A 22,601-nucleotide genomic window follows, 5' to 3' on the forward strand; every position below is an offset into this window, starting at 1 on the left:
TTTAGGTAATCTAACTACATTAGATCATCTAATTATAAATAGGAGCTGAGATGAGCCAGTCACATTCCCCGCTGGGCGATCAGAAACACGCTATTGATTTAGCGCTGTTTGGGGCGCTGGGCGATCTTGCGATGCGCAAGCTGTTTCCTGCGCTTTATCACCTCGACCGTGAGGGCTTAATGCCCGCAAGCACGCGGATTATGGGGCTGGCACGTCAAGCGCATGACACCGCTGCATTCCGCCAATTGGTCAGCGGCGCGCTGCAAAAGCGGTTAAAAAAAGATGAGCAGGATAAAGAGAGCCTCGAGCGTTTTCTAAATCGGCTTGACTATTGCCAGCTGGATTTCAAAAAAGCTGAGGGTTTTGAGCAAATACGTGAATGGCGCGAAGGCTCTGATCGCCCCATGGTGGTTTATTTATCCGTTGGCGCAATGATCTACGGCGATATTTGCCGCAACCTTGAGGCGAGTGGCAGCCTGGATGAGCAAACGCGGGTCATCGTTGAGAAACCCATCGGCTATGACTTAGTGTCATCAGAAGAAGTTAACGACGCGATTGGGGCCGTTTTTCCTGAGTCGCGTATTTACCGTATTGACCACTATTTAGGTAAAGAAACGGTACAGAACCTGATTGCGCTGCGCTTTGCTAACCCGTTATTCGGGACGCAATGGAATCAGAACCACATTTCCCATGTAGAAATTACCGTTGCAGAAAAGGTCGGCATTGAAGGGCGCTGGGGCTACTTCGATGATGCCGGGCAGCTTCGCGATATGGTGCAAAACCACTTGCTCCAATTGCTATGCTTGATTGCCATGGATCCGCCTTCCAACCTGGATGCCGACGCGATTCGTGATGAGAAAGTAAAAGTGCTGAAAGCCCTAAAGCCGTTTACCGGTGAAGCGCTGGGGCGTGATGTAGTTCGTGGGCAATATACTGCGGGCACCAACGATGGTCAGCCGGTACCCGGCTACCTGGAAGAAGAAGGGGCGAATACCCAAAGTCAGACCGAAACCTTTGTGGCAATGAAAACCGAGGTTTCAAATTGGCGCTGGGCGGGTGTGCCGTTCTACCTGCGTACCGGTAAGCGCATGCCTGAAAAACTGTCCCAAATCGTGATCCACTTCCGCCAGCAGCCGCACTACATTTTTGATCCTGATCAGCGGGGGATTGCGTCTAACAAGCTGATCATTCGCCTGCAGCCGGATGAAGGGATTGCGCTTCAGGTGCTCACTAAAGACAGCGGTTTGCATAAAGGCATGCGCCTGCGCCCTGGCCCGTTGCACCTGGACTTTAACAGCGCGTTCCCCAAATCACGTATCCCAGATGCCTATGAGCGCTTGCTACTGGAAGTCATGAAAGGCCAACAGTATCTGTTCGTGCGCCGTGACGAAGTTGAGCACGCTTGGCGTTGGTGCGACCAACTCATCGACGGTTGGAAAGCCCGCGAAACCCCGCCGCGCCGTTACCCGGCAGGCTCTTGGGGGCCGGTCGCCTCCATCGCCATGATTACCCAAGATGGCCGCAGTTGGTACGAGGACTATTAATATGAGCGAAGCACGTCAAGCGCTAGCACAACAGCTGGCAGAAGCGGTCTTCCAGGCATTGGCCGAAGACTTGAGTCGCCAAGAACGCGCGCTACTGGTCGTCTCGGGTGGCTCTACGCCGGTGCCATTTTTTAAAGCTCTGGCAGCCAAACCGCTGCCTTGGGAGCGCATTGATATCACGTTGGCCGACGAGCGCTGGGTGGATGAGGAAAGTAGCGATAGCAATGCCAAGCTGGTGCGCGAAAACCTGCTTCAAGGAGCGGCTGCGAACGCCAATTTTGTACCGCTAACCTCGGATGCCTCGACGCCGGAAGAAGGGGTTGATGAGGTTGCCAAACGCACGGCATCTCTGCCTTGGCCCGCCAGTGTTGTGATCTTGGGAATGGGCGGCGATGGCCATACGGCGTCGCTGTTCCCTGACAGTCTAGAGCTAGGTTTAGCGCTCTCTACTGATGAGCCGCTTGTCGCGGTACGCACGCCTAGTCAGCCGCAGCCGCGTATTACTTTCTCAGCAGATCGCCTGCATCAGGCGCATCGACATATTTTACATATGACTGGCGATGATAAGCGCAGCGTATTGGCAAACGCCATGAATGGTGATGATGTCCGTAAGCTACCTATTCGCGCGTTTTTATCTTGCCCGTTAGCGATCTACTGGGCGCCGTAACGCCTGGGCTTTCGCCAATAAACGTTTGCCAGTAACACCTGCTTGGAGACTCACTGATGACAATCGATAAACAGTTACCCTCAACGCGCACTGCCGAGCTTGACAGCATCTGCTTAAAGGCCGAGGTCATTCCGGTGATTACCGTTGAGCGTCTTGAAGATGCGGTACCGCTAGGTCGCGCCTTGGTTGAAGGTGGCTTAAGCGTGTTGGAAATTACCTTGCGTACCGACTGCGCGTTGGAAGCAATTAAACGCATGAAAGAAGCGCTGCCGGGAGCCAGCATCGGTGTAGGTACCGTGTTAACGCCCGCGCAATACCGCCAAGCTGAACAGGTGGGCGCAGATTTTGTGGTGACCCCTGGCGCGACAGAAGCACTTTATCGCTATGGCGTAGAGAGCCCGGTGCCAATGTTGCCCGGCGTATCAACGATCTCTGAATTGATGACCGGCTGGCAATACGGCTATCGCCGCTTCAAGTTTTTCCCGGCTGAGTCCAGTGGTGGTGCCAAAGCCATTAAAGCCTTTGGCGCGCCGATTCCCGAAGCACGCTTTTGCCCAACCGGCGGTATCACGGTTGATAACGCTGAAACCTACCTGTCACTACCCAATGTTATGTGTGTAGGCGGTTCTTGGCTAACACCGAAAGCCATGGTTGAAGCAGAGGATTGGGACGGTATTCGCGAGCTGGCCCGTCAGGCCGCTGAGCGTTTTCACCACTAACGAATACGATGTAAATCGACACGAGCACTCTCGTTACTTGCCTCACTGATATCGGGTCGTGTGGGTAAGTCATTTGCCCGAGCATATTGCCATGCTCGGGCTTTTTTATGCGCTCCACCTAACGGCGTAGGGCAGAGAGGGAAAAAGCGTGATAGCCTCAACTTAATCGATTAAGTTAGGGTTTTTTACATTGAATCTCGTCAAATTTACTCCTCTTAGGCCAACGCTGCATTTTACGCCGCCTACTGGCTGGATGAATGACCCCAACGGGCTTGTATATTTCGAAGGGGAGTATCATCTCTTTTATCAATACCATCCCCACGGCACGGTATGGGGGCCCATGCACTGGGGGCATGCGGTAAGCACCGATCTTTGCCGTTGGGAGCACTTGCCTATTGCGCTGGCGCCAGACGCCCAAGGGGCATGTTTTTCAGGTAGTGCCATCGTGGATGAGCATGATGTGACGGGTCTGTTTGATGGCCAGCGGGGGCTGCTGGCGTTTTATACCTGCCACCGAGTGCTTTCCGATGACCCTGAAGATTATGAGCAGTCACAGTGTTTGGCTTATAGCCGCGACAAGGGGCGCACTTGGCATCAATACGCCAATAACCCCGTGCTACCCGCGCCAGGGTTTAAAGATTTTCGCGACCCAAAAGTGTTGTGGCATGCCGCTACCCAGCGTTGGGTAATGGCGCTGGCTTGTGGTCAGGAAATTCATTTTTATACCTCGCAAAACCTATTGGACTGGCAGTTTGCCAGTGCGTTTGGAGAGGGCCACGGCGTGCATACTCAGCACCCTTGGGAGTGCCCCGATTTGTTCGAGCTGCCAGTGGAAGGCGCTAGCAATGGGCAGCTATCTAGCCGCTGGGTATTAATCGTTGGCATTGGGGCTACGCCAGATAATGCCTTTGGCTCGTTCACGCAATATTTTGTGGGCGAGTTCGACGGCCAGCGTTTTACTAACGACCACTCGCCTGATGACGTCATGATGATGGACGAAGGACGTGACTTTTACGCTGTGCAGAGCTGGTCGAATACTTCAGGGCGCCGTTTAGCCGTGGCTTGGCTGAATAATTGGCAGTATGCCAATCATGCGCCTGAAGCTGGCTGGCGGGGAATGATGAGTCTGCCCAGAGAGTTAACCCTGCGTGCGACATCGAGCGGCATTCAGCTTTGCCAACGTATCGCCAGCGAGTGCCATGAGGCGTTGACAGCCGTACCGCAAGTCATCCCGCCACAGGCGATGCTGGGTGTTGGACAATATAGCGTCTTAACCTCGTTGCCACCGGTAAGTCGTGGTGTGCTTGAACTGACCTTAACGGCTGGCAGCCGAGTGGCGCTGTCGCTTCAGCAGAGAGATCATCAACAGCTTACTCTTAAAGCGGGAGAAGAGGGCGTTGCACTTCGCTACACGCGTAACGGCGTGAACGGACAAGCAGCTTTCGATGACCATTTCGCCTGTGACCATGCAGCGGGCAGCGTTGATGGTTTAACAATCACGCTAGAGTGGTGGTGTGATCATGGCTCGCTGGAGATCCTGGTGAACGGTGTTACGCAACAACGAGCGATTACTCAGGTGAGCTATACACGTCAAACAACAGGCTCGATTGAGGTCAACGTATTGGAAGGCAGCGCAGGGTTGCTCGGTGGCAGTGTGGTATCGAGTAAAGATGCGGTAGCGCATTAGTGGGATTTAGCGTGTAATTACATAGTTAAGGGCGTGCTGTTGCACGCCCTTTTTTGCTACAGACGTTACGTATTTCTTAGCGCTTCAATATCACTATCGGTCGGCAGTGCGGCGTAGGCGCCTGGGCGTGTCACTGCGTGAGCACCACAGCGGCAGGCAATATCCACCGCGCGGGTTAGAAAGGCACTGTCTTGGTACCAGTTCTCATCAATTCCGTGCCGTGAAAGCTCAGTCAGCAGGCCGCCAATAAATGCATCACCGCCAGCCGTGGTGTCAACAGCGGTCACTTTAGGTGGCGTGATGGTGTGGTCAAGGCCAACACCTTTCAGCACCACCTTGTTAGGGCCATCAGTGATTAAAATTACTTTTACCCCGGCGGCTAGTCGCTGAGATAGCCACGCTTCCTGAGAATGCCCGCCACGAAGATAATCAAGCTCCTCCAGTGAGACTTTAACGAGATCGGCGCTATCCAATAGCTCGGTTACCAGCCAGAGGTTGGCTGACCCTTCGGTCCACAGATTGTGGCGGAGGTTGGCATCCACGCTGACTAAACAGCCCGCGCGCTTTGCCATAGCGGCAATCGCTAAGGTGGTGTCGGCAATCTCAGGGTCAGTCAAACTGTTGCTGCATAAGTGAACAATCGCTGGTTGTTCAAACACGCCGTGGGGCAGGTGCTCTAAGCGATAAAGCAGGTCGGCCGCCGGTGGGCGATAAAAATCAAACGTGCGCTCGCCGCTGCTGTCCCGGGAAACAAACGCCAGCGCAGTGCGTGCCTCTTTGGTCAATACTACGCCCTGAGTATCTACGCCATGGCTTTTCAGCTCACGAATCAGGAAGTGACCAAACGTATCGTCACCCACCATGCCTAAAAACTGGCTGGGTACGTTAAGTCGGGCACAGGCAACCGCGACGTTAGCAGGCGCGCCTCCCGCGTAAGGCGTGAAGGTTTCTTGGCCAGTGTCATCGCCTAAGCGGCTGGATAACATATCAACCAAGGCTTCACCGAAAGCAATCACCGGCGTCATAAGTCATTCCTTGTCATTATATTATTAATTGATGAAGGGGTTACGCGACGCAGTGGCCTCGCGCGGCCTCTAACAGCTCGTACCATGTCTCTCTTGAGAGCGTCTCAGGCCCGTCGAGCATGTCACCAATACGTTCAGGCTTCACACTGCCGACAACGGGAATCGGCCGACCAGGCAGTGACCGCAGCCAAGCCAGCGCTAACGCGTTAGAGGTGCCGTTTTTCTCTCGAGCTACGCGGTTAAGAACGTTACCGACGTCGCCTTGCATTAGTGTGCCGCCCGCTAGCGGTGACCACGCCATCGGCCAATGGCCGTCGGCGCATAGATCATCAAAGCTACCATCAAACAGGGGGGCGTTATGGCTAATGGAAAGTTCGATTTGGTTGGCACGTAAAGGGTGGTGCATGGCGTTTTGCAGCCTACGCCACTGACTTGGCAAATGGTTAGAAATGCCCGCAGCGCCAATTTTGCCTGCATCGATAGCGTCATCAAGGGCACGGCCAGTTGCTTCTGCGTTCATTAATAAGTCAGGGCGATGAATTAAAAAGTGATCTAGCCGCTCGACGCTAAGGCGGTTAAGTGCATTGTCAATGGCGCGGCTTAGATAATCCGGGCTGGCGTTGTAGTGTTTCACCTTGCCAGAGCCGTGGGTTGGGTTATCGTTGGCGATGCTCGCTTTGGTCACCACCTTAAGCCGTTTTGATAGTCCGGGGCGCGTGTTTAGCGCGTGACCAAACAGCGTCTCACACGCACCGTTCCCGTAAATGTCGGCATGGTCGAACCAGTGCAACCCCTGCGCGATACGGGCTTCGATCCAGTCGGCGAGATAGCTCGCCTGGTGCATCTCTGGTGCTTCATGCAGACGCATCATGCCGAGAACAAAAGGCACATCGAAGGTGTGAGCAGGCATGGACATTCCTAATAAGTTAAAAGACTTCTTCGTTATGCAGCGCTTCGGCGGCGCCGAGCAGCCCTGTCCACGGGTGAGTAACAATCCACACGGGAATATCGGCGTTATACGCGCCCATCCGACCTTTGTTCACAAAGCTATTACGCAGTTCGGATTTGGGTAGCCACTCCAGTAGGCGCGGTAAAATCCCGCCGCATAGATAAACGCCGCCTCTTGCGCCCATTGTTAGGGTCGCGTCGCCACACACATCGCCGAGGATTTTTAAAAAGCGCAGCAGGCTGGCGGTGGCGATAGAGTCACCCTGGTTGGCGGCTTGGGTAACCTCGGCTGGCGTCGTGCAGCTAGGCGTTTGCTCGTTCAGAGCACAATGGGCCTGGTACAGCTCCAGCAAGCCCTGGCCGCATAAAATACGTTCTACGCTGACCCGTTGGTAGCGCTGTAGAAAAACATCCAGCAGCGCTCGCTCGGTGCTGTCAGTGGGGGCGAACGTGACGTGGCCGCCCTCGGTGGGAAGCGGTATCCAGGCGTGTTGGCCGGGAAAAACACCAGCAACGCCCAGACCTGTACCGGGGCCAATCACCAAGCGGGTAGAGTGAGACTGAGCCACACCTGCTTGCACTTCCACCAGGTTGTCGGCGTCTACATGGGGTACGCCCAGAGCCTGTGCGGTAAAATCATTAATCACTTTAAACAGCGATAGGTTCAGCGTCTGCTGAACATCGCTTTTCATAAAATCCCAGTGATTATTGGTCATCTTGACCCGCTCGGCGTGAACCGGGCAGGCAAACGCCAAACAGGCTTCCACCGGTGCATTTTCCCCAGTGGCGCCCACGCGCTCCAGGTAGTCCTGAATCGCGTCGATAACCCCAGGGTAGTCCGCGCAGGGAAGATTAATAATATCGTGGGGCGTCACCTCACCTGGCGTGACGAGCGCCAGGCGGGCATTGGTACCGCCAATATCACCAATTAAGGCCGGTCGCATTAGGCATCCTCTTGAAGAATCTGGCCCTGTTGGCGAGCGAGATCATCGGCTTCAAAGCCGCCCAGCGAGCCTGCGCCTTCTTCGCCACGCATGGCCAGGTGGCGGAAGCCGCTAAACAGTTCGCGGCCTAGGCCAACGTGGTAGTGGTCCAAATTCGCCACTACGCGCTCGCGATCGGCCCAGGTAGCCGCCTCTACTTTGGCTTCCAGCGTACCTGCGTTGGCGTCCAGGCGCACAATGTCGCCGTCGCGCAGTTTCGATAGCGGGCCACCGTCCAGTGCTTCTGGGCTGATATGGATCGCAGCGGGTACTTTACCCGACGCGCCAGACATACGGCCATCAGTCACCAGTGCCACTTTGAAGCCACGGTCCTGCAGTACGCCCAGGAACGGCGTCAGTTTGTGAAGTTCCGGCATGCCATTGGCTTTTGGCCCCTGGAAGCGCACCACAACGATGACATCGCGATCTAAGTCGCCGGATTCAAACGCAGCCTTCATTTCGTTCTGGTCGGCGAAGATTTTCACCGGTGCTTCTACTACACGATGTTCGTCGGCAACGGCGGATACTTTGATCACGCCGCGTCCCAGGTTGCCTTTCATTACTGTTAGGCCGCCAGTCGCTGCGAAGGGGGTAGCGACTGGGCGTAAAACGTTTTCATCTAAGCTGCTTTCTGGGCCTTCGCGCCAAACCACTTTGCCATTTTCCAGGAAGGGCTCTTGTGTGTAGGCCGTCAGGTCGGTGCCGAACACCGTCGGGATATCGCCGTGCAGTAAGCCAGCGCCCAGCAGTTCGCGGAACAGGTAACTCATGCCGCCTGCCGCCTGGAAGTGGTTAATGTCTGCTTGGCCGTTAGGGTATACCTGCATCAGGCTAGGCGTTACGGCGGAGAGATCTGTGAAGTCGTCCCAGTTCAGCGTAATGCCCGACGCAGCGGCCATGGCAATCAAATGCATCGTATGGTTGGTTGAACCGCCAGATGCCAATAAACCTACCACCGCGTTGACGATGGCGCGTTCGTCGATCTGCTTATAGAAAGGGCGGTAGTCGCCGCCAGGTTCAGTGTTGCGAATAGCCTGTTCGGTCGCGTAGCGGGTCAGGGCTTCGCGCATTTCCGTGCCTGGGTTCACAAACGAGGTGCCTGGCAGGTGAAGACCCATCACTTCCATCATCAGCTGGTTTGAGTTGGCAGTGCCGTAGAAGGTGCAGGTACCAGGGCTGTGATAGGAGTCAGACTCCGCTTGCAGCAGCTCTTCGCGGCCCACTTTGCCTTCTGCGTATAGCTGGCGGATGCGCGCTTTCTCTTTGTTCGGTAGGCCGCTGGGCATTGGGCCGGCGGGTACGAACATAGCAGGCAGGTGACCAAAGCGTGCCGCTGCGATAAACAGACCAGGGATAATCTTGTCGCACACGCCCAGATAAAGGGCAGCATCAAACATGTTGTGTGAAAGCCCAACTGCAGCAGCCATCGCAATCACGTCGCGGGAAAACAGCGACAGTTCCATGCCCGGTTGCCCTTGGGTAACCCCATCACACATGGCAGGAACACCACCGGCAAACTGGGCGGTTGACCCCATGGCGCTAGCAGCGGCTTTGATGGTTTCCGGAAAGGTTTCAAACGGCTGGTGGGCCGACAGCATATCGTTGTAAGAAGAAATGATCCCCAAGTTGGCGCTGTTCATTAGCTTCAGGGAGTCTTTCTCTTGGGGGCTACACGCGGCAAAGCCGTGGGCCAGGTTACCGCAGGATAGTTCTGCACGGTGCACACCACGCTTATGCTGGTCCGCCATGCGTTGCTCATAGAGAGCACGCCGCTCAGCAGAGCGCTCACGAATGCGTTGGGTAACCTCAGCAACGGTAGGATTTAAAGTAGCGGGTGTTGAGCTCGGCATAGAGACCTCTGCATGGTAGAGACGGTGAGTCAAGTTTGTAGTTATTTTACATCTTTTTGTGTCGATATAAGAGACTTTACGGCAATAAAAACCATATTTGTAGTTTTATTACCCCTGGTTGATAGCAACTATCGTCGTAAATGATGATGCTTTTATGAACATTACCGCTAACAGGGCAATCCGTCCCCGGATAGGGTTGTTGCGTGTTGAAGCAGCTTAAAGCGCAAGTATAGCAGCCGCGCTTTTGCTACCATCTGGCGCAAAATGAATTCGATTGCTGCCCTGGAGCTGCTATGCATCCCATCGTTAACCAAGTCACGCCACTTGATAGCCACACTGGCGCATTGACGCTTCGCTATATTGATACGCTCACTAAGCCGCCGGGCAGCCTCGGCCAGTTAGAGGCATTGGCCGTTACGCTTAGTGAGATCACTGGTGAATGTCAGCCAAGCATCACGCCACCGGCGATCATTGTTTTTGCTGCTGATCACGGGGTTGCTGAAGAGGGCGTGTCGGCCTTTCCACAAGAAGTGACGGCGCAAATGGTGGCTAACTTTGCCCATGGCGGGGCGGCGATCAATGTCTTTGCTAGACAAATTGGCGCCCAGGTTGAGGTCGTGGATGTTGGCGTTGCTTCACACCTAGTGATGCCGGGTATTACCGATGCCAAGGTGCGCGCGGGCACCGCCAATATGGTGCTTGAAGATGCCATGAGCCGTGACGAAGCGTTAGCTGCATTACAGGTAGGCTGCGAGGCCGTTGAGCGAGCCGTTCAGGCGGGCGCGAAATGTATTATTGTTGGTGAAATGGGCATTGCTAATACCACGGCAAGCAGCGCCATGCTGGCGGCTCTGACCGGCAAGCCAGTGGCTCAGTTGGTGGGCACTGGCACCGGTATTAACAGCACTCAGCAGGCCCATAAAGTAGCGGTGATCGAGCGGGCGCTAAAGGCACGCCAAGCCAATGCCGAAGACCCCATGGAGGTGCTAACCAAGCTCGGCGGGTTAGAGATCGCCGCCATGACAGGGGCTTATTTGGCTGCGGCGGCAAACCGACTGCCGGCCATTGTGGATGGCTTTATTGCTACAGTAGCCGCCCTGACGGCCTGCCGTTTATGTCCGGCGGTGCGTGGTTATTTGATTTTTGGACATCGCTCTGAAGAGCCCGGCCATGCCACGGCCCTTGAGGCACTTGATGCGTCGCCGCTGTTAGCCTTGGGAATGCGCCTGGGAGAAGGCAGTGGCGCGGCATTGGCGTTTCCGTTATTGCAGGCCGCCGCCGCGATGCTCAGTGAGATGGCCACTTTTGCCGATGCGGGTATTCACGATAATAGTGCGCCATGACTGGGGGCGTCATGTATGGCGAGATCGTTATTGTTGCACTGGCGATTGTCATCGACTTAGTCGTTGGTGACCCGCGTTCGTTGCCGCATCCAGTCGTCATCATTGGGCGTGCCATCAGCGTACTTGAGCAGCGCTGGAACCAGGGAAGTGACAAGCGCCGTCGACTCCTGGGTTTTTTACTCACCGCCACCATTGTGCTGGGCACGTTTAGCCTCGCTTGGCTGAGTTTGGAACTACTGACTTGGGTGCACCCTTGGCTTGGGCTAGCTGCTGAGCTTTGGTTGCTGGCGACAACGCTGGCCATAAAAGGCTTGGCGGAAGCGGGGCGCGCCATTGCCGTGCCGCTGGCTAACGGTGATTTAGTATCGGCACGAAAGGCACTTTCCATGGTGGTGGGGCGTGATACCGAGCAACTGGATGAAGCGGAAATTACCCGTGGTGCGGTGGAAACCATTGCAGAAAATACGGTGGATGGCATCACCTCGCCGCTATTCTTCGCGTTTATCGGCGGTGCGCCGCTGGCGCTGGCTTATAAAGCGATCAACACGCTGGACTCCATGGTGGGCTATCAAAACGAACGCTATAGCGACTTCGGCTATGCCTCGGCGAAGCTCGATGATATAGCTAACTGGCTGCCCGCCAGGCTGACCGCGCTATGCTTGTGGGTTGCCGGGGGGCTGATCAGCTGGCAATCATCGGCGCACTATTGGCGTCGGGCCATGTTGGCTACCTGCCGCGAAGCGCCTCGCCACCCAAGCCCTAATGCGGGGTGGCCAGAAGCCATGGTCGCGAACCTGTTGGGTGTGCAATTGGGCGGCACCAATGTTTATCAGGGTGCGGTTTCTCATCGAGCAACTCTTGGCTCGCCACTGGAAACGCTGACGTGTTCGCATATCAACGCCACAATTAAATTAATGCACGGTGCTTGCCTGCTGTTTTTCTTGTTAATGGCCGTGTTGATGAGTGTATTAACGGGCGTATTAATGGGGTCGGCAGGCGCGGGGATTTCATGGCTATGAGTTGTCAAACCAATGTTCACGGGGCGGCTGATTGGCCAAGCCATGGTGGCCAGGCCGCAGCGCTGCTGAAGCGTTTTGGGCTACCTGCCGATCATGTGATTGACGATGTAAGCGCTAACCTTAACCCGCTTGGGCCGCCCGAATGGCTGGCAAGCTGGTTGGTAACAAGGCTTGGTGGGCTTAGCCGCTATCCCTCGCCGGACTACGCTGCAGCTCGGCAGGCCATTGCGGCGCACAACGGTGTTCAACCAGCACAAGTACTGCTGAGCAATGGTGGGGCGGAGGCGATTTTTCTTGCCGCTGCGCTGCATGCCAGTGGGCGTGCCTTATTACTGGCTCCCAGCTTTGGTGAATATGCCAGAGCCTGTTCTGCCCACCGTATTGAAATGACCGAGCATGTATTGCGCGAGCCGCATTTCGCTTGTGATATGGCCGACTTGCTAAAGAACGCAGCAAACGCCGACGTGGTGTTTCTGTGTCGTCCGAATAACCCAACTGGCACACTGATACCCATCGATGCAGTAGAGATACTGCTAGCGCATACGCAGGCTACCGGAACCCAAGTGGTGGTCGACGAAGCATTTATCGATCTATCAATAGACGTCGAGGCGCTGACGCCGCTGCTTAAGCGTTACTGTCATTTAGTGCTGCTACGCTCAATGACTAAGTTTTATACCTTGCCTGGATTGCGCCTAGGCTACGTGCTGGCTTCGAAAAACATAGTAGCCACCATGAGCCACCATCAACCGCCTTGGAGTGTGAACCATCTTGCTGCTGAACTGGTGGCACCGCTGTTAGCGGATAGCGAGTTTGCACGGCTCACCCAGCAGTGGCTGGCCAGTGAGCAGCCACGTCTGGGCAAGGCGTTGCAGGCGCTAGGGCTTGAGGTGGTGCCCAGTCACAGCTGCTTTTTCCTTGTGCGGCCAGGTGTTTTACAGCGTGAACGCGGCGTGACCAGCGCAGACCTGTTTGAACGTATGCTTTATAAAGGGCTACTGGCGAGGCATACCCACAGCTTTAAAGGGCTTGAGGGCAGTTGGTTACGCTTGGCACTGCGTGATGAGTCGGCAAATAACCGCTTGCTAAAGGTGCTGCATGATTGTCTTTGTTAGTGGGGGCGCTCGCTCTGGAAAAAGCCAAGTAGCGGAGCAGCGTGTGCTCAGCGCGGCGGGTGACGCCAACTGCTATTACATTGCCACCGCTAAAGTTTACGACGCCGAAATGGCCGACCGGGTATCGCGCCACCAGGCACGCCGGGAAGGCCAATGGGTAACGCTAGAAGCGCCCCTGGCGATTGACCAAGCCATTGCCCAAGTGCCCGATCACCACGCGGTGCTGCTCGATTGTTTAACTCTCTGGGCAGGACAAGTGCTGTTTGGCGCTGAGCCAAATGAAGAATTCAGTGATGAGCAAGGTCTAGCGCTGCTGGCTCGCTGCCTGCGTGATGCACAAGCACGGGGGCTAACACTGGTGATTGTGTCGAACGATCTTAACGAAGAGCTGATTCCTGATCAGCCGACTACCTGGCGCTACGTTGAGTTTATCCAGTGCTTACACCGTTGGTTAGCGCTGGAAGCTGACTCAGTGCTTGAGGTCATCGCGGGCTGTGCTGTGGAGTGGAAACAATGAACAATGCGCTGTTCGGCCTAATACTCGCGCTGCAGTTTCTAACCCGAATTCCCCTTCCTGTTGCCTGCCCATGGACACCTGCCACCCGTCGCTGGGCAATTCGCGCCTATCCGTTGGTAGGGTTGTTAATTGGCAGCATGCTGGCGTTAAGCGCGCTGCTATTAAGTCTCATAGCGTCACCAGCGCCAATAACTGTGTTGCTACTGCTAAGCCTATGGGTAGCGCTTTCGGGCGGTTTACATCTTGATGGCGTAATGGACCTTGCCGATGCGTTAGGCAGTAACCAGCCCCTTGAGCGGCGTTGGGAAATCATGAAAGACGCTCAGATAGGCAGTTTCGGCATCCTGGCCTTGCTGTTTTTGCTGGCCTGGAAGGGCGTATTGCTTTGGGCACTGGTGGCTTATCAGGCGCCGCTGTGGTGGCTGGTAGCAGTGCCTGCATTAGGTCGATTTGCTGGGGTCGCACTGCTGATTTTTACTCCCTGCGCTCACTCGAAGGGGCTCGCGTGGAGCTGGCAGCAGTCGCTTAGCGCCCGTGATGCTGGTTATGCCTTGCTACCGTTGGCGCTGGTTGTTGCGGTTTCACCAGCATTGCTGGTCTGGGGGTTGGTCATCATCGTGTGGGTAGCAATCGCCAGAAGGGCAATGCTGCGGCTATTTAACGGCATCAATGGCGATATGGTAGGTGCCACCATTGAAGGAGGAGAGCTTTGGCTACTGGTCTTAATGTGGAGTTGGTGGCAGTTCGCCACGGTATCACCGCCTGGAATTTAGAGCGCCGCTACCAAGGGCAGCGCGATATTCCGCTGCTATTTCCTGATGCAGAAGCGGGGCTGCTGGCACTGCGTGACGCATTGGCAGAAGAGTGCTTTGACGCTGTTTATTCAAGCGATTTAAACCGCTGTCAGCAAACCTTCGAGTGGTCGCAGGCGGCAAAGCCGGGTGTGCCGCTGTATCTAGAACCACGATTACGGGAGCTGGATTTTGGTGACTATGAAGGCAAAGTTTACGATGAACTAAAAGACTTACCCCATTATCGCGCTTGGATTGACAGCGTGGGTGAGCTGCAAATTCCCGGCGGCGAATCTTCCGGCCAGCTACGTGAGCGTTTAAATGCTTGGCTTGAAGAGGTGGCGGCGCACGCCCGCGAACATCATTATCAGAAAGTGCTGGTTGTTACCCACGGCGGGGTAATACGCGAGTTGCGGCGTCGCTTCGAAACCATTGGTTTTTGGGAAGGCATCGTTCACCAAGCACAAGGACGGCGTTGGCAACTGACGTATTTAAAACGTGAAGATGGCAAAGGAGAGTGGCAATGCAGCTGTTCATCGGCGGTGCCTGCGCAGGTAAGCGCGATGTTGTAAAAGCACGCTTTCCCAGCGCTGTTTGGTGGCGGCTTTCTCCAGGGCAGCGTTTACACGAAGCGACCCACATCATGCAGCCTAATATGCCGCTCGTTCTGCACGGTGTGTTTGAGTGGTTAGCGGCCGTGCTGCACTCGGATATGAGCAGCGATGCGTCGCGCGCGCAGTGGCGGGGAGATCTGCAAAGCTTGGCCACTGCCGCACAAACCCACGGTGTAACGCTGGTGGTCATCATGAACGAGTTAGGACGGGGAATCGTCCCCATGGCTAAAGACCAGCGTCGCCTGCGCGATTTAAGCGGCTGGTTTAGCCAAGACGCTGCCGCCCAATCCGAGCAGGTCTGGCATGTACGGCATGGGCTCGTGCAAGCGCTTAAGTAGCAGGCTAGGCGGCTGGTTTATGAGGTCGGGCGGTGATATCGATCCCTAGCGCCCGGGTTACCGCTAACATGGTCTTGAGAGTTGGGTTACCCGATTCGCCAAAGGAGCGGTAAAGCTGTTCACGTGACAATCCCGTTTCAGTCGCTAGTTGAGACATGCCTTTCGCTCTGGCGGCAACGCCAACAGCTTTTGCGATGTAGCTGGCATCACCGGTTTCAAAAGCATCTGCAAGAAATATCGCAATGGCTGCTTCGCTATCCAGCGCTGCAGCAGGATCATAATCGTAAAGTCGTTCACTCATATTTACCTCCACGCCTTAGCAAGGCGATGAGCCGTATCTATATCTTTCTGCTGAGTACTCTTATTACCGCCACATAGAAGTAAAATAAATTCATCACCGCGCTGACAAAAGTAGACCCGATAGCCAGGCCCATAATGAATGCGCAGTTCACTGACTCCTTGCCCGACTGGCTGAACATCACCAGACAGACCATTTGCCAGGCGAAAAATGCGTGCAGCAATAGTGGCTTTAGCCCGAGTGTCTTTGAGCTTGCTTTCCCACTTCCGGAAAGTGTCTGTCTGCTTTATGTCAGCCATCTTATTAATGTAGTTTATAAACTACATGTTCTGCAATAGCTAAATTGACCAGCTCCTAACAAGTTGCTAGTTTACGCGCACTCTCAGGTGCTGATGGTCATTATCGCCATCAGTTAAACGGGAAGTTGGTGAACACTTACGTGAATCCAACGCTGCCCCCGCAACGGTGATCGAGATAAGAACGGCTAAAGACGCCACTGTGCTAACGCATGGGAAGGTGGTCGTTCGGAAAGGCATGATGCTGTTATCCGCTTTTCGCTCGTCAGCCCGGAGACCGGCCTAAGAGGCATGGTTCTACAGGACCACAACATGCCGAGACGCGGAGGGCGTGCTCAGGGTGACATCGCTAGCTTAGGCTGCTGATCTCCCTATCATCCCTCTGCCCGGTCAAAAAAATACGCTGTGCGGGTGAGCACAGTGAGCAAGGGATCTCCTCATGTCTTACCGTTTTCATTCCACCGCCACTCTGGCGGCGTTTGCGATGGCCGCATTGCCCATGGCCGTTCAAGCCCAATCTAACGCACAGCCTGCTGCGAATACATTAAACCCCGTTGTTGTTACCGCCGCACTTGTGCCGCGTACTGCCAATGAAAGCCTGTCCTCGGTTACCGTGCTGGACGAAGCAACGTTACGCCGCCAAGATCCGGTAAGTATTACCGACTTGTTGCGCGGCCAGCCTGGGGTGGATGTTTCTACAAATGGCAGCTTTGGTAAAAACAGCAGCGTTTTTATTCGCGGCAGCGGTAGCGGCCAAAATGTCCTGTTGATTGACGGGATTCGTCTTCGTTCTGCCACCAGTGGTGGGGCTGCCTGGCAGCATCTGGAGCCGCGCATGTTTGATCGTGCTGAAATTGTGCGTGGTCCGCGTGGCAGCCTATACGGTGCTGACGCAATTGGCGGCGTTATTCAGTTGTTTACCCCCCAAGGCGAAGAAGAGGGTCCGCAACCGCGTATTTCTGTCGGTGGTGGTTCGTTTAATACCCAGCGCCTGAGTGCCGGCATTAGCGGCAAAGAGGGCGGCACCCGCTATAGCTTTTCCGCTAGCCACTTCACCACGGATGGTCAACCGATTCGACGCGATGGCGACGATAAGGGCTATGACAACACCACGGCGTTAGCGCGGGTATCTCACACCTTTGAAAGTGGTGCAGAAGCGGGCGTGTTGGCGCTTCGTGCCCGTGGTCATAACGAATACGATGGCGGTGAAAACGATTTCGTTCAGCAGGTGGCGGGTGTCTACGGTGAGCTGCCGATAACCGATAACTGGCGCAGCCGCTTAACACTCAGCGAATCTCGTGATGAAAGCGATAACATCGATAACTTTGGTGACTCCGTGTTTAACACCAAGGTGAGTACCGCGCGCTGGGAAAATACCTTAACGGCGGGTGCCCACGAGCTGATTGCAGGCGCTGAATACAGCGAAGATCGCGTTAATAGCACTACGGCGTACGATGAGACTAGCCGTAGCAACGCGGCGGTATTTACCCAAGCCTTGCTCGATTTTGCGCCGTTTACTCTGCAAGCCAGCTTGCGCTTTGATGACAATGAAGCTTACGGTGAAGAAGTCACCGGCAGCGTAGGCGTGGGCTATGACGTAGACGGCCACCACACCTTGCGTGCCAACTACGGTACAGCCTTTAACGCACCCACCTACAACCAGCTCTACTTCCCAGGCTTTGGTAATCCCGACTTAGAGTCTGAAACGTCGCAAAGCATTGAGGTAGGTGTGCGCGGTCAGTACGGCCATTGGTTCTGGGATGCGGCACTCTATCAAACCGATATCGACAACTTGATTGCTGGTCAGGGGTTGCTGTTTAACGTACCCGAAACCCGCATTCGTGGAGCTGAGCTGGCTGCAGGCGTCGAGCTCGACGATTGGACACTAGCCGCCGCGCTGACCTACACCGACCCTGAAAACCGCCTAACCGGTAAGCGCCTGCAAAACCGTGCCTCACAAAGCCTTCGCTTAGACGTAGACCGTGAGCTTGGCGACTGGTCGGTGGGTGGCTCCTGGATTGCTCAAAACCACCGTTATCGTGATGCGCAGAATCAAGACCGCTTAAGCGGTTACGGGCTGGTTAACCTGCGTGCAGGTTGGCAGTTTGCCCCACTGTGGAGTGCGCGAGTAACGCTGGAAAACGCGTTGGATCAAGATTACATTACAACGCGCTCGTTTGATGGTGCCGACTACATTAACGCAGGCCGCGCAGGGTTTTTAAGTGTTCACTTTGGCCAATAAAAAAGCGAATCAGAGATTGTTTAAACATCGCGGGGCCACTGGCCCCGCACTGTTATTAAATCGATTGATACTAAGCTTATCGATGCTCAGTGGTGTGGTTGCAAACGACGTATTGGCAGATGACCACAGCCGCTGCGCGGTGGATGATCGTGAGCGTGAAGTGTGTCTATACACGTCAGCACAACGTATTGCCACGCTTTCGCCAGGGGCGACGGAGCTGACCTACGCTGCGGGCGCCGGGGATCAGGTGGTGGCGGTGGTTAGTTACAGTGATTATCCACCAGAGGCCAAAGACGTAGCGTCTGTTGGCAGCCACACGCGCATTGATTTAGAAGCCCTGGTAGGGCTGGCGCCTGATTTAGTGATCGGCTGGGTAACCGGGAACCCCGCTGAACAGTTGGAAACCCTTGAAGCGCTGGGTATGCCGGTATTCTATATTGAGCCTAGGAATTTTGAGGGAGTGGCCAGCGCAATTGAGCGTTTGGCGAAGCTGGCTGGCACTGAAAGCGCCGGTCAGTCGGTCGCTGATAATTTCCGGTCGAGGATGGCTGAACTGGCAGTTCGCTATCGTGATCGGGAGCCAGTGCGCATCTTCTATCAAGTGTGGGATGAGCCGTTAATGAGTGTCAATGACGCACATCTTATCGGCCAGGTGATCGAGATCTGTGGCGGTGTAAATGTATTTGGTGAGCAAGCTCGCCTAGTGCCTCGCATTGATGATGAGGCTGTCCTGGCGGCAAACCCTGAAGCGATTGTTGCCGGAGGGATGGGGGAAGAGAATCGCCATTGGTTGACCCACTGGGAGCAGTACTCAAACGTAACGGCGGTTGCCGATGATAATCTCTTTTTTGTACCGCCTTCTTTAATTCAGCGGCCTACTCCACGCTTGATGGAAGGTAGCCAAATTCTCTGCGAGAAGCTTGATATTGCCCGACAAAAACGCGAGCGCGATTAAATGTTAGCACGATTGGGCTTCCCGCTTGGCCTGTTGCTGCTGGCGGCACTGGCTTCTCTGATTATCGCCCTTGGTATTGGCAGTGCGCAGCTTTCCCCTGGGCAAGTTTGGCAAGTGGTTCTCGGTCATCTTGGTTATATCGGCCAGGACGAGGGCAATGCGCTTGCGCGTACCATGGTGCTGGAGCTGCGCTTGCCAAGGGCGCTTTCGGCTTTTGCTGTCGGTGGTTTGTTGGCGGTAGCGGGTGCTCTGATGCAAGTGCTGTTGCGTAATCCTCTTGCAGACCCTTATGTACTCGGGCTTTCCGGCGGTGCCTCAATTGGTGCACTTGCTGCCATGCTAGGTGGTCTTGGGGGAGTGGCAATTTCAGGCTCGGCATTTGGCGGTGCGCTATTTTCGACGTTATTAGTCTTTGGCTTGGCCCACGGCAGCGGTAGTTGGACACCTTCTCGGTTACTGCTAACCGGCGTAGTGGTTGCGGCAGGTTGGGGCGCGGTGATCACCCTGATGTTGGCGCTGAGCCCTGCTGAGCGGTTACCGGGCATGCTGTATTGGCTCATGGGCGATCTTTCTTACGCGCGCGCACCTTGGCCGCCGCTGCTGCTGTTACTGGCTACCTGCGTGGTACTGATGCCCCTTGGACGCAGCTTAAATGTGCTGGCCCGTGGCCCGCAGCAAGCTGCTGCGCTGGGCGTTGCCGTCCGGCCACTTGAGTGGTGCATCTATATTGTCGCCAGTTTGTTAACCGCCGCGGCTGTTACTACGGCGGGCAGCATCGGCTTTGTCGGCTTGGTAGTGCCACATATGCTGCGCCTATTGCTGGGTAATGATCAGCGGTTAATCTTACCGGCCTGTGCTCTGGCTGGGGGCACCTTACTGGTGCTGGCCGATACACTGGCGCGCACGATGATTGCTCCGGAACAACTGCCAGTGGGAGTGATTACTGCGCTATTAGGTGTGCCGACGTTTCTCTTTCTGCTTTACCGGAGCCGCTGATGAGCCGTTTGGTTACCCAAGACCTGATCATCAACGTGCCGGAAAGAGGTGATGGCACGGCGCTGAATATTGCCATCGAACCAGGGCAGGTATGGGGCGTGCTTGGCCCCAACGGAGCAGGTAAAACGACGCTGCTGCACACTTTGGCAGGGCTGAACGCGCCGCGCTCCGGGCAAGTGCTGCTGGGGGAGCAGCCCCTTGAGACGCTGAGCAGGCGGCAAGTTGCGCAAATGTTGGGAATTGTCTTCCAGGAACGCTTGGATGGTTTTCCCGCGACCGTGCTGGAAACCGCACTGATTGGTCGCCACCCCTATCTATCGCTGTGGCAAATGGAGGGAGCAGATGACTACGCCCAAGCCGAAGCAGCGCTTGAACGGTTAGACGTTGCGCACCTGCGCGACCGTTTGGTGAGTACGCTTTCTGGCGGTGAGCGCCAGCGTGTGGCGATGGCCACGGTACTGACTCAGGCACCCAGTATCTGGTTGGCTGACGAACCCACCAACCACCTCGACCTACACCACCAAAGCGTAGTAATGGCGCTGATGGCCCAGCAGGCATCCCAGGGCAGCGCGGTGATGATGTGCCTGCACGATTTAAATCTAGCCGCCCGCTGGTGTGATCACCTTTTGCTGCTTTACCCCAGTGGCGAGGCTTGCTGGGGAGCGCGAGACAGCATGCTGGTGCCCAGTGCATTAGAACGCCTTTACCAGCAGCGGCTGGCGGTGGTCGAGGTTGAAGGGGCACCGGTATTCGTGCCCATAAAAGAGTGATGACAAGCTTAGCTAGCTCAACAGTTAGCGCTCGCTGCTACGTTAGCGGGCATTTAATAGGGGGGCTGGTTTTTGCTGTCGCTGGTTTGGCTGACGCTGGCGGGACATCAGAAACAGGCCTGCGCCCACCAAAACCCCGCCAATCACTTCATGCCATGCCGGATGTTGTCCGATCAATATAAATGCAACTAGGGCGGCAAACAGTGGGCACAGAAACAAGAAGCCGCTTGTATGTACGGAGCCGCCAATCTTTAACGCCGCAAACCAAAGCCCGATAGCTCCAGTCGATGCGGGAATTGCCAGCCACATAAACATTCCCCAGTGGTAAGCATCCGTCGGCAGGGAAAAAGGTTGTTTGCTGAATGCAGCTATCACCATAAGCAGCAGGGAGCCAATCAACATCTGCCAGAAAGTGACTATCCAGGGTGAGAGCGTCATGGCAAATTTCTTGCTTAACACGGTAGAACAGGCCCAGCAGGTAGATGCCAGCATCACAAATACTTCTCCACGCCCGACTCCGTGGTAGCCGTCAACGTCGATCCCAATACAAATAACCACTCCAATAAATGCAGAGGCTAAGCCGAATAAGGCAAGCGTCGAGGAGCGCTCGCCTAAAATAAACCATGCTAAGACAACCACCAGTAAAGGGTTACTGGCCATAAGAATGGCCGCTATTGAAGGGCTAGTCGCCGTTAGTCCAATGTTGAGTAGCGACATGACACCGGCTGTTTGAAAACCACCAATTATTAGCAGTTTTACCCAAGGGAGGTCTTTAAGAGATATTTTATGCCTGCGCATTTGGATAAAAACAAAAGGCGACAAAGATACTGCTGCGACCAGGAAGCGAGCAGACGCTGCCCATAAAGGCGACATCTGTTCCATGACGAGCTTAGTGCTGACAAAAGAAGACCCTTGCAGGAATGTAGATGCGATTATCAGAACGTAATAGTGGTCAGTGAGTGACGTTAGTGAACGTTTCATATTCCTCTACCGATTATTTCAAGAAGTAGAGAAACAATATCAATCTCACGCGGATTCTATTCTTCCATGCGAGACAACTTTGTTTGAGAACAGGACAGATCGTTTAAATACTCGCGGGGAGATTTACCCGTGACACGTTTGAACATAACGCTAAACGCCCCTTGTGAAGCATATCCTAGATGCTCTGCAACTTGGCTAACGCGTTGCCCAGTGCTTAACCCCGACATGGCACTTACAATGCGTACCTGCTCTCGCCATTGAATAAAAGAAATACCTGTCTCAGTGCGAAATAGTCGGGATAGTGTCCGCGTCGTTGCTCCGACCTCATTCGCCCAGTCTGCCAGTGAACGCACATCCCCCGGATGTTCCAGCAACGTATCGCAGATCTTTTTCAAACGCTTATCTCTGCCCATGGGCAGTTTTAATCCACACTCGAAGGCCTGCTTCATCTCTTCTAATGCTAGCCGCAATAAGCGCTCTTCGAAGCTGTCTGGATGATAGGTGATTGAAAAAGAGGAGGCCCTGATCAGCAGCTCGCGTAAAAGCGCAGTGACGCCTATTCCTACTGGATGACTAGGCAGGTTTAAGGTGAACGATTCGACATTGACATATAACGTCCGCAAAGAAACTGGTGTGCTGGCGCTCATTTCATGTTCTACGTAAGGAGGCATCCAGACGCCACGAAACGGAGGTAATAACCAGTATTCATCGCGGGTGCATAGTCTCATCGTACCTGTGCTGGCATAGATTAACTGTCCACGCTGGTGTTGATGGGGAGGGATGTGATGGCCCGCAGGGTACTCTTTAAACATCGACACCACAGGGTTTTTAGCATTTTCCCATTTAGCAAGATGCGTATTTGGTGAGTGGTCAGTACTCATTTGGGCCCCAATATCTTAACCAAGA

At 54.9% G+C, this 22,601-nt stretch carries 23 protein-coding genes and 1 riboswitch; of the genes, 15 read left to right on the forward strand and 8 right to left on the reverse strand.

Annotated elements, in window-relative coordinates; translation table 11 throughout:
- Positions 1-50: 50 nt before the first annotated feature.
- From zwf to K7H08_RS14640, 4 genes are all read left to right on the forward strand, one after another.
- Positions 51-1,544, forward strand: coding sequence for a glucose-6-phosphate dehydrogenase (gene zwf, locus K7H08_RS14625; RefSeq protein ID WP_089037965.1), 1,494 nt, complete (start codon positions 51-53; stop codon positions 1,542-1,544).
- A gap of 1 nt (position 1,545) precedes the next feature.
- Positions 1,546-2,211: a 6-phosphogluconolactonase gene (gene pgl, locus K7H08_RS14630; RefSeq protein ID WP_231658363.1), complete on the forward strand. Its 666-nt coding sequence runs from the start codon at positions 1,546-1,548 to the stop codon at positions 2,209-2,211.
- Between the two features lie 56 nt (positions 2,212-2,267).
- Positions 2,268-2,930, forward strand: coding sequence for a bifunctional 4-hydroxy-2-oxoglutarate aldolase/2-dehydro-3-deoxy-phosphogluconate aldolase (locus tag K7H08_RS14635; protein WP_038483316.1), 663 nt, complete (start codon positions 2,268-2,270; stop codon positions 2,928-2,930).
- A 190-nt stretch (positions 2,931-3,120) separates the two neighbouring features.
- Positions 3,121-4,617, forward strand: a complete 1,497-nt coding sequence (locus K7H08_RS14640) for a glycoside hydrolase family 32 protein (RefSeq protein ID WP_231658364.1) — start codon at positions 3,121-3,123, stop codon at positions 4,615-4,617.
- 65 nt (positions 4,618-4,682) lie between these two features.
- Here K7H08_RS14640 and K7H08_RS14645 read toward each other — a convergent pair whose 3' ends face one another.
- The 4 genes from K7H08_RS14645 to edd are packed head-to-tail and all read right to left on the reverse strand — an operon-like array spanning position 4,683 to position 9,423.
- A complete protein-coding gene (locus K7H08_RS14645; protein WP_231658365.1) occupies positions 4,683-5,642 on the reverse strand; it encodes a carbohydrate kinase family protein in 960 nt (319 codons plus the stop codon).
- A gap of 40 nt (positions 5,643-5,682) precedes the next feature.
- The gene (locus K7H08_RS14650; RefSeq protein ID WP_231658366.1) at positions 5,683-6,552 is read right to left on the reverse strand and encodes an aldo/keto reductase; all 870 of its coding nucleotides are present in this window, start codon (positions 6,550-6,552) and stop codon (positions 5,683-5,685) included.
- Positions 6,553-6,568: 16 nt separating this feature from the next.
- Entirely contained in the window at positions 6,569-7,534 is a 966-nt protein-coding gene (gene glk, locus K7H08_RS14655) for a glucokinase (protein ID WP_198349923.1), read from the reverse strand.
- On the reverse strand, positions 7,534-9,423 hold the full coding sequence (gene edd / locus K7H08_RS14660) for a phosphogluconate dehydratase (RefSeq protein WP_089037972.1): 1,890 nt from the start codon (positions 9,421-9,423) through the stop codon (positions 7,534-7,536). Before edd ends, glk begins: the two co-directional genes overlap by 1 nt.
- A 293-nt stretch (positions 9,424-9,716) precedes the next feature.
- Here edd and cobT point away from each other — a divergent pair, with 293 nt between their 5' ends.
- Genes cobT through K7H08_RS14695 form a run of 7 tightly spaced genes read left to right on the forward strand, consistent with a single transcriptional unit; the run spans position 9,717 to position 15,157 of the window.
- Positions 9,717-10,766: a nicotinate-nucleotide--dimethylbenzimidazole phosphoribosyltransferase gene (gene cobT, locus K7H08_RS14665; protein ID WP_095604271.1), complete on the forward strand. Its 1,050-nt coding sequence runs from the start codon at positions 9,717-9,719 to the stop codon at positions 10,764-10,766.
- A gap of 11 nt (positions 10,767-10,777) precedes the next feature.
- The gene (gene cbiB / locus K7H08_RS14670; RefSeq protein ID WP_231658367.1) at positions 10,778-11,785 is read left to right on the forward strand and encodes an adenosylcobinamide-phosphate synthase CbiB; all 1,008 of its coding nucleotides are present in this window, start codon (positions 10,778-10,780) and stop codon (positions 11,783-11,785) included.
- Positions 11,782-12,897, forward strand: a complete 1,116-nt coding sequence (gene cobD / locus K7H08_RS14675) for a threonine-phosphate decarboxylase CobD (RefSeq protein WP_231658443.1) — start codon at positions 11,782-11,784, stop codon at positions 12,895-12,897. The genes cbiB and cobD overlap by 4 nt, the downstream gene beginning before the upstream one ends.
- Positions 12,881-13,414, forward strand: a complete 534-nt coding sequence (locus tag K7H08_RS14680) for a bifunctional adenosylcobinamide kinase/adenosylcobinamide-phosphate guanylyltransferase (protein ID WP_038483339.1) — start codon at positions 12,881-12,883, stop codon at positions 13,412-13,414. The genes cobD and K7H08_RS14680 overlap by 17 nt, the downstream gene beginning before the upstream one ends.
- On the forward strand, positions 13,411-14,187 hold the full coding sequence (gene cobS, locus K7H08_RS14685; protein ID WP_231658368.1) for an adenosylcobinamide-GDP ribazoletransferase: 777 nt from the start codon (positions 13,411-13,413) through the stop codon (positions 14,185-14,187). The genes K7H08_RS14680 and cobS overlap by 4 nt, the downstream gene beginning before the upstream one ends.
- Complete coding sequence (locus tag K7H08_RS14690) at positions 14,124-14,777, forward strand: histidine phosphatase family protein (protein ID WP_231658369.1); 654 nt, start codon at positions 14,124-14,126, stop codon at positions 14,775-14,777. Before cobS ends, K7H08_RS14690 begins: the two co-directional genes overlap by 64 nt.
- Positions 14,729-15,157 carry a bifunctional adenosylcobinamide kinase/adenosylcobinamide-phosphate guanylyltransferase gene (locus K7H08_RS14695; RefSeq protein WP_231658370.1) on the forward strand — a complete coding sequence of 143 codons (429 nt, stop codon included), beginning with the start codon at positions 14,729-14,731 and terminating at the stop codon, positions 15,155-15,157. The genes K7H08_RS14690 and K7H08_RS14695 overlap by 49 nt, the downstream gene beginning before the upstream one ends.
- Positions 15,158-15,161: 4 nt before the next feature.
- On the opposite strand, the gene K7H08_RS14700 is transcribed toward K7H08_RS14695, so the two are convergent.
- Both K7H08_RS14700 and K7H08_RS14705 read right to left on the reverse strand, forming a co-directional pair.
- Entirely contained in the window at positions 15,162-15,458 is a 297-nt protein-coding gene (locus K7H08_RS14700; RefSeq protein WP_231658371.1) for an addiction module antidote protein, read from the reverse strand.
- 2 nt (positions 15,459-15,460) lie between these two features.
- Positions 15,461-15,754: a type II toxin-antitoxin system RelE/ParE family toxin gene (locus K7H08_RS14705; RefSeq protein WP_172420527.1), complete on the reverse strand. Its 294-nt coding sequence runs from the start codon at positions 15,752-15,754 to the stop codon at positions 15,461-15,463.
- 68 nt (positions 15,755-15,822) lie between these two features.
- Positions 15,823-16,051: riboswitch (cobalamin riboswitch) on the forward strand.
- Positions 16,052-16,190: 139 nt separating this feature from the next.
- On the opposite strand from K7H08_RS14705, the gene K7H08_RS14710 reads away from it, so the two are divergent.
- From K7H08_RS14710 to K7H08_RS14725, 4 genes are all read left to right on the forward strand, one after another.
- Positions 16,191-17,993: a TonB-dependent receptor domain-containing protein gene (locus K7H08_RS14710; RefSeq protein ID WP_231658372.1), complete on the forward strand. Its 1,803-nt coding sequence runs from the start codon at positions 16,191-16,193 to the stop codon at positions 17,991-17,993.
- 82 nt (positions 17,994-18,075) lie between these two features.
- The gene (locus tag K7H08_RS14715; RefSeq protein WP_231658444.1) at positions 18,076-18,948 is read left to right on the forward strand and encodes a cobalamin-binding protein; all 873 of its coding nucleotides are present in this window, start codon (positions 18,076-18,078) and stop codon (positions 18,946-18,948) included.
- Complete coding sequence (locus K7H08_RS14720; RefSeq protein ID WP_231658373.1) at positions 18,949-19,944, forward strand: FecCD family ABC transporter permease; 996 nt, start codon at positions 18,949-18,951, stop codon at positions 19,942-19,944.
- Positions 19,944-20,714: an ABC transporter ATP-binding protein gene (locus K7H08_RS14725; RefSeq protein ID WP_231658374.1), complete on the forward strand. Its 771-nt coding sequence runs from the start codon at positions 19,944-19,946 to the stop codon at positions 20,712-20,714. Before K7H08_RS14720 ends, K7H08_RS14725 begins: the two co-directional genes overlap by 1 nt.
- Before the next feature lie 42 nt (positions 20,715-20,756).
- Here the strand turns inward: K7H08_RS14725 and K7H08_RS14730 are convergent, their stop codons facing one another.
- Positions 20,757-21,695 (reverse strand): DMT family transporter, encoded by a 939-nt coding sequence (locus tag K7H08_RS14730; protein ID WP_231658375.1) that lies wholly within the window; start codon positions 21,693-21,695, stop codon positions 20,757-20,759.
- A gap of 56 nt (positions 21,696-21,751) precedes the next feature.
- A complete protein-coding gene (locus tag K7H08_RS14735; protein ID WP_231658376.1) occupies positions 21,752-22,576 on the reverse strand; it encodes an AraC family transcriptional regulator in 825 nt (274 codons plus the stop codon).
- Positions 22,577-22,601: the final 25 nt, after the last annotated feature.

Origin of the sequence: Halomonas sp. IOP_6 (assembly GCF_021151565.1) — a bacterium.
Lineage (GTDB): Bacteria > Pseudomonadota > Gammaproteobacteria > Pseudomonadales > Halomonadaceae > Vreelandella > Vreelandella alkaliphila.

What these genes read in the sequence shown, in the direction of transcription:
- zwf (WP_089037965.1), top strand. Translation starts at nt 51, where the DNA reads ATGAGCCAGTCACATTCCCCGCTGGGCGATCAGAAACACGCTATTGAT.
- pgl (WP_231658363.1), top strand. Translation starts at nt 1,546, where the DNA reads ATGAGCGAAGCACGTCAAGCGCTAGCACAACAGCTGGCAGAAGCGGTC.
- K7H08_RS14635 (WP_038483316.1), top strand. Translation starts at nt 2,268, where the DNA reads ATGACAATCGATAAACAGTTACCCTCAACGCGCACTGCCGAGCTTGAC.
- K7H08_RS14645 (WP_231658365.1), bottom strand. Translation starts at nt 5,642, where the DNA reads ATGACGCCGGTGATTGCTTTCGGTGAAGCCTTGGTTGATATGTTATCC.
- K7H08_RS14650 (WP_231658366.1), bottom strand. Translation starts at nt 6,552, where the DNA reads ATGCCTGCTCACACCTTCGATGTGCCTTTTGTTCTCGGCATGATGCGT.
- glk (WP_198349923.1), bottom strand. Translation starts at nt 7,534, where the DNA reads ATGCGACCGGCCTTAATTGGTGATATTGGCGGTACCAATGCCCGCCTG.
- edd (WP_089037972.1), bottom strand. Translation starts at nt 9,423, where the DNA reads ATGCCGAGCTCAACACCCGCTACTTTAAATCCTACCGTTGCTGAGGTT.
- cobT (WP_095604271.1), top strand. Translation starts at nt 9,717, where the DNA reads ATGCATCCCATCGTTAACCAAGTCACGCCACTTGATAGCCACACTGGC.
- cbiB (WP_231658367.1), top strand. Translation starts at nt 10,778, where the DNA reads ATGTATGGCGAGATCGTTATTGTTGCACTGGCGATTGTCATCGACTTA.
- cobD (WP_231658443.1), top strand. Translation starts at nt 11,782, where the DNA reads ATGAGTTGTCAAACCAATGTTCACGGGGCGGCTGATTGGCCAAGCCAT.
- K7H08_RS14680 (WP_038483339.1), top strand. Translation starts at nt 12,881, where the DNA reads ATGATTGTCTTTGTTAGTGGGGGCGCTCGCTCTGGAAAAAGCCAAGTA.
- cobS (WP_231658368.1), top strand. Translation starts at nt 13,411, where the DNA reads ATGAACAATGCGCTGTTCGGCCTAATACTCGCGCTGCAGTTTCTAACC.
- K7H08_RS14695 (WP_231658370.1), top strand. Translation starts at nt 14,729, where the DNA reads ATGCAGCTGTTCATCGGCGGTGCCTGCGCAGGTAAGCGCGATGTTGTA.
- K7H08_RS14700 (WP_231658371.1), bottom strand. Translation starts at nt 15,458, where the DNA reads ATGAGTGAACGACTTTACGATTATGATCCTGCTGCAGCGCTGGATAGC.
- K7H08_RS14705 (WP_172420527.1), bottom strand. Translation starts at nt 15,754, where the DNA reads ATGGCTGACATAAAGCAGACAGACACTTTCCGGAAGTGGGAAAGCAAG.
- K7H08_RS14710 (WP_231658372.1), top strand. Translation starts at nt 16,191, where the DNA reads ATGTCTTACCGTTTTCATTCCACCGCCACTCTGGCGGCGTTTGCGATG.
- K7H08_RS14715 (WP_231658444.1), top strand. Translation starts at nt 18,076, where the DNA reads ATGCTCAGTGGTGTGGTTGCAAACGACGTATTGGCAGATGACCACAGC.
- K7H08_RS14720 (WP_231658373.1), top strand. Translation starts at nt 18,949, where the DNA reads ATGTTAGCACGATTGGGCTTCCCGCTTGGCCTGTTGCTGCTGGCGGCA.
- K7H08_RS14725 (WP_231658374.1), top strand. Translation starts at nt 19,944, where the DNA reads ATGAGCCGTTTGGTTACCCAAGACCTGATCATCAACGTGCCGGAAAGA.
- K7H08_RS14730 (WP_231658375.1), bottom strand. Translation starts at nt 21,695, where the DNA reads ATGAAACGTTCACTAACGTCACTCACTGACCACTATTACGTTCTGATA.
- K7H08_RS14735 (WP_231658376.1), bottom strand. Translation starts at nt 22,576, where the DNA reads ATGAGTACTGACCACTCACCAAATACGCATCTTGCTAAATGGGAAAAT.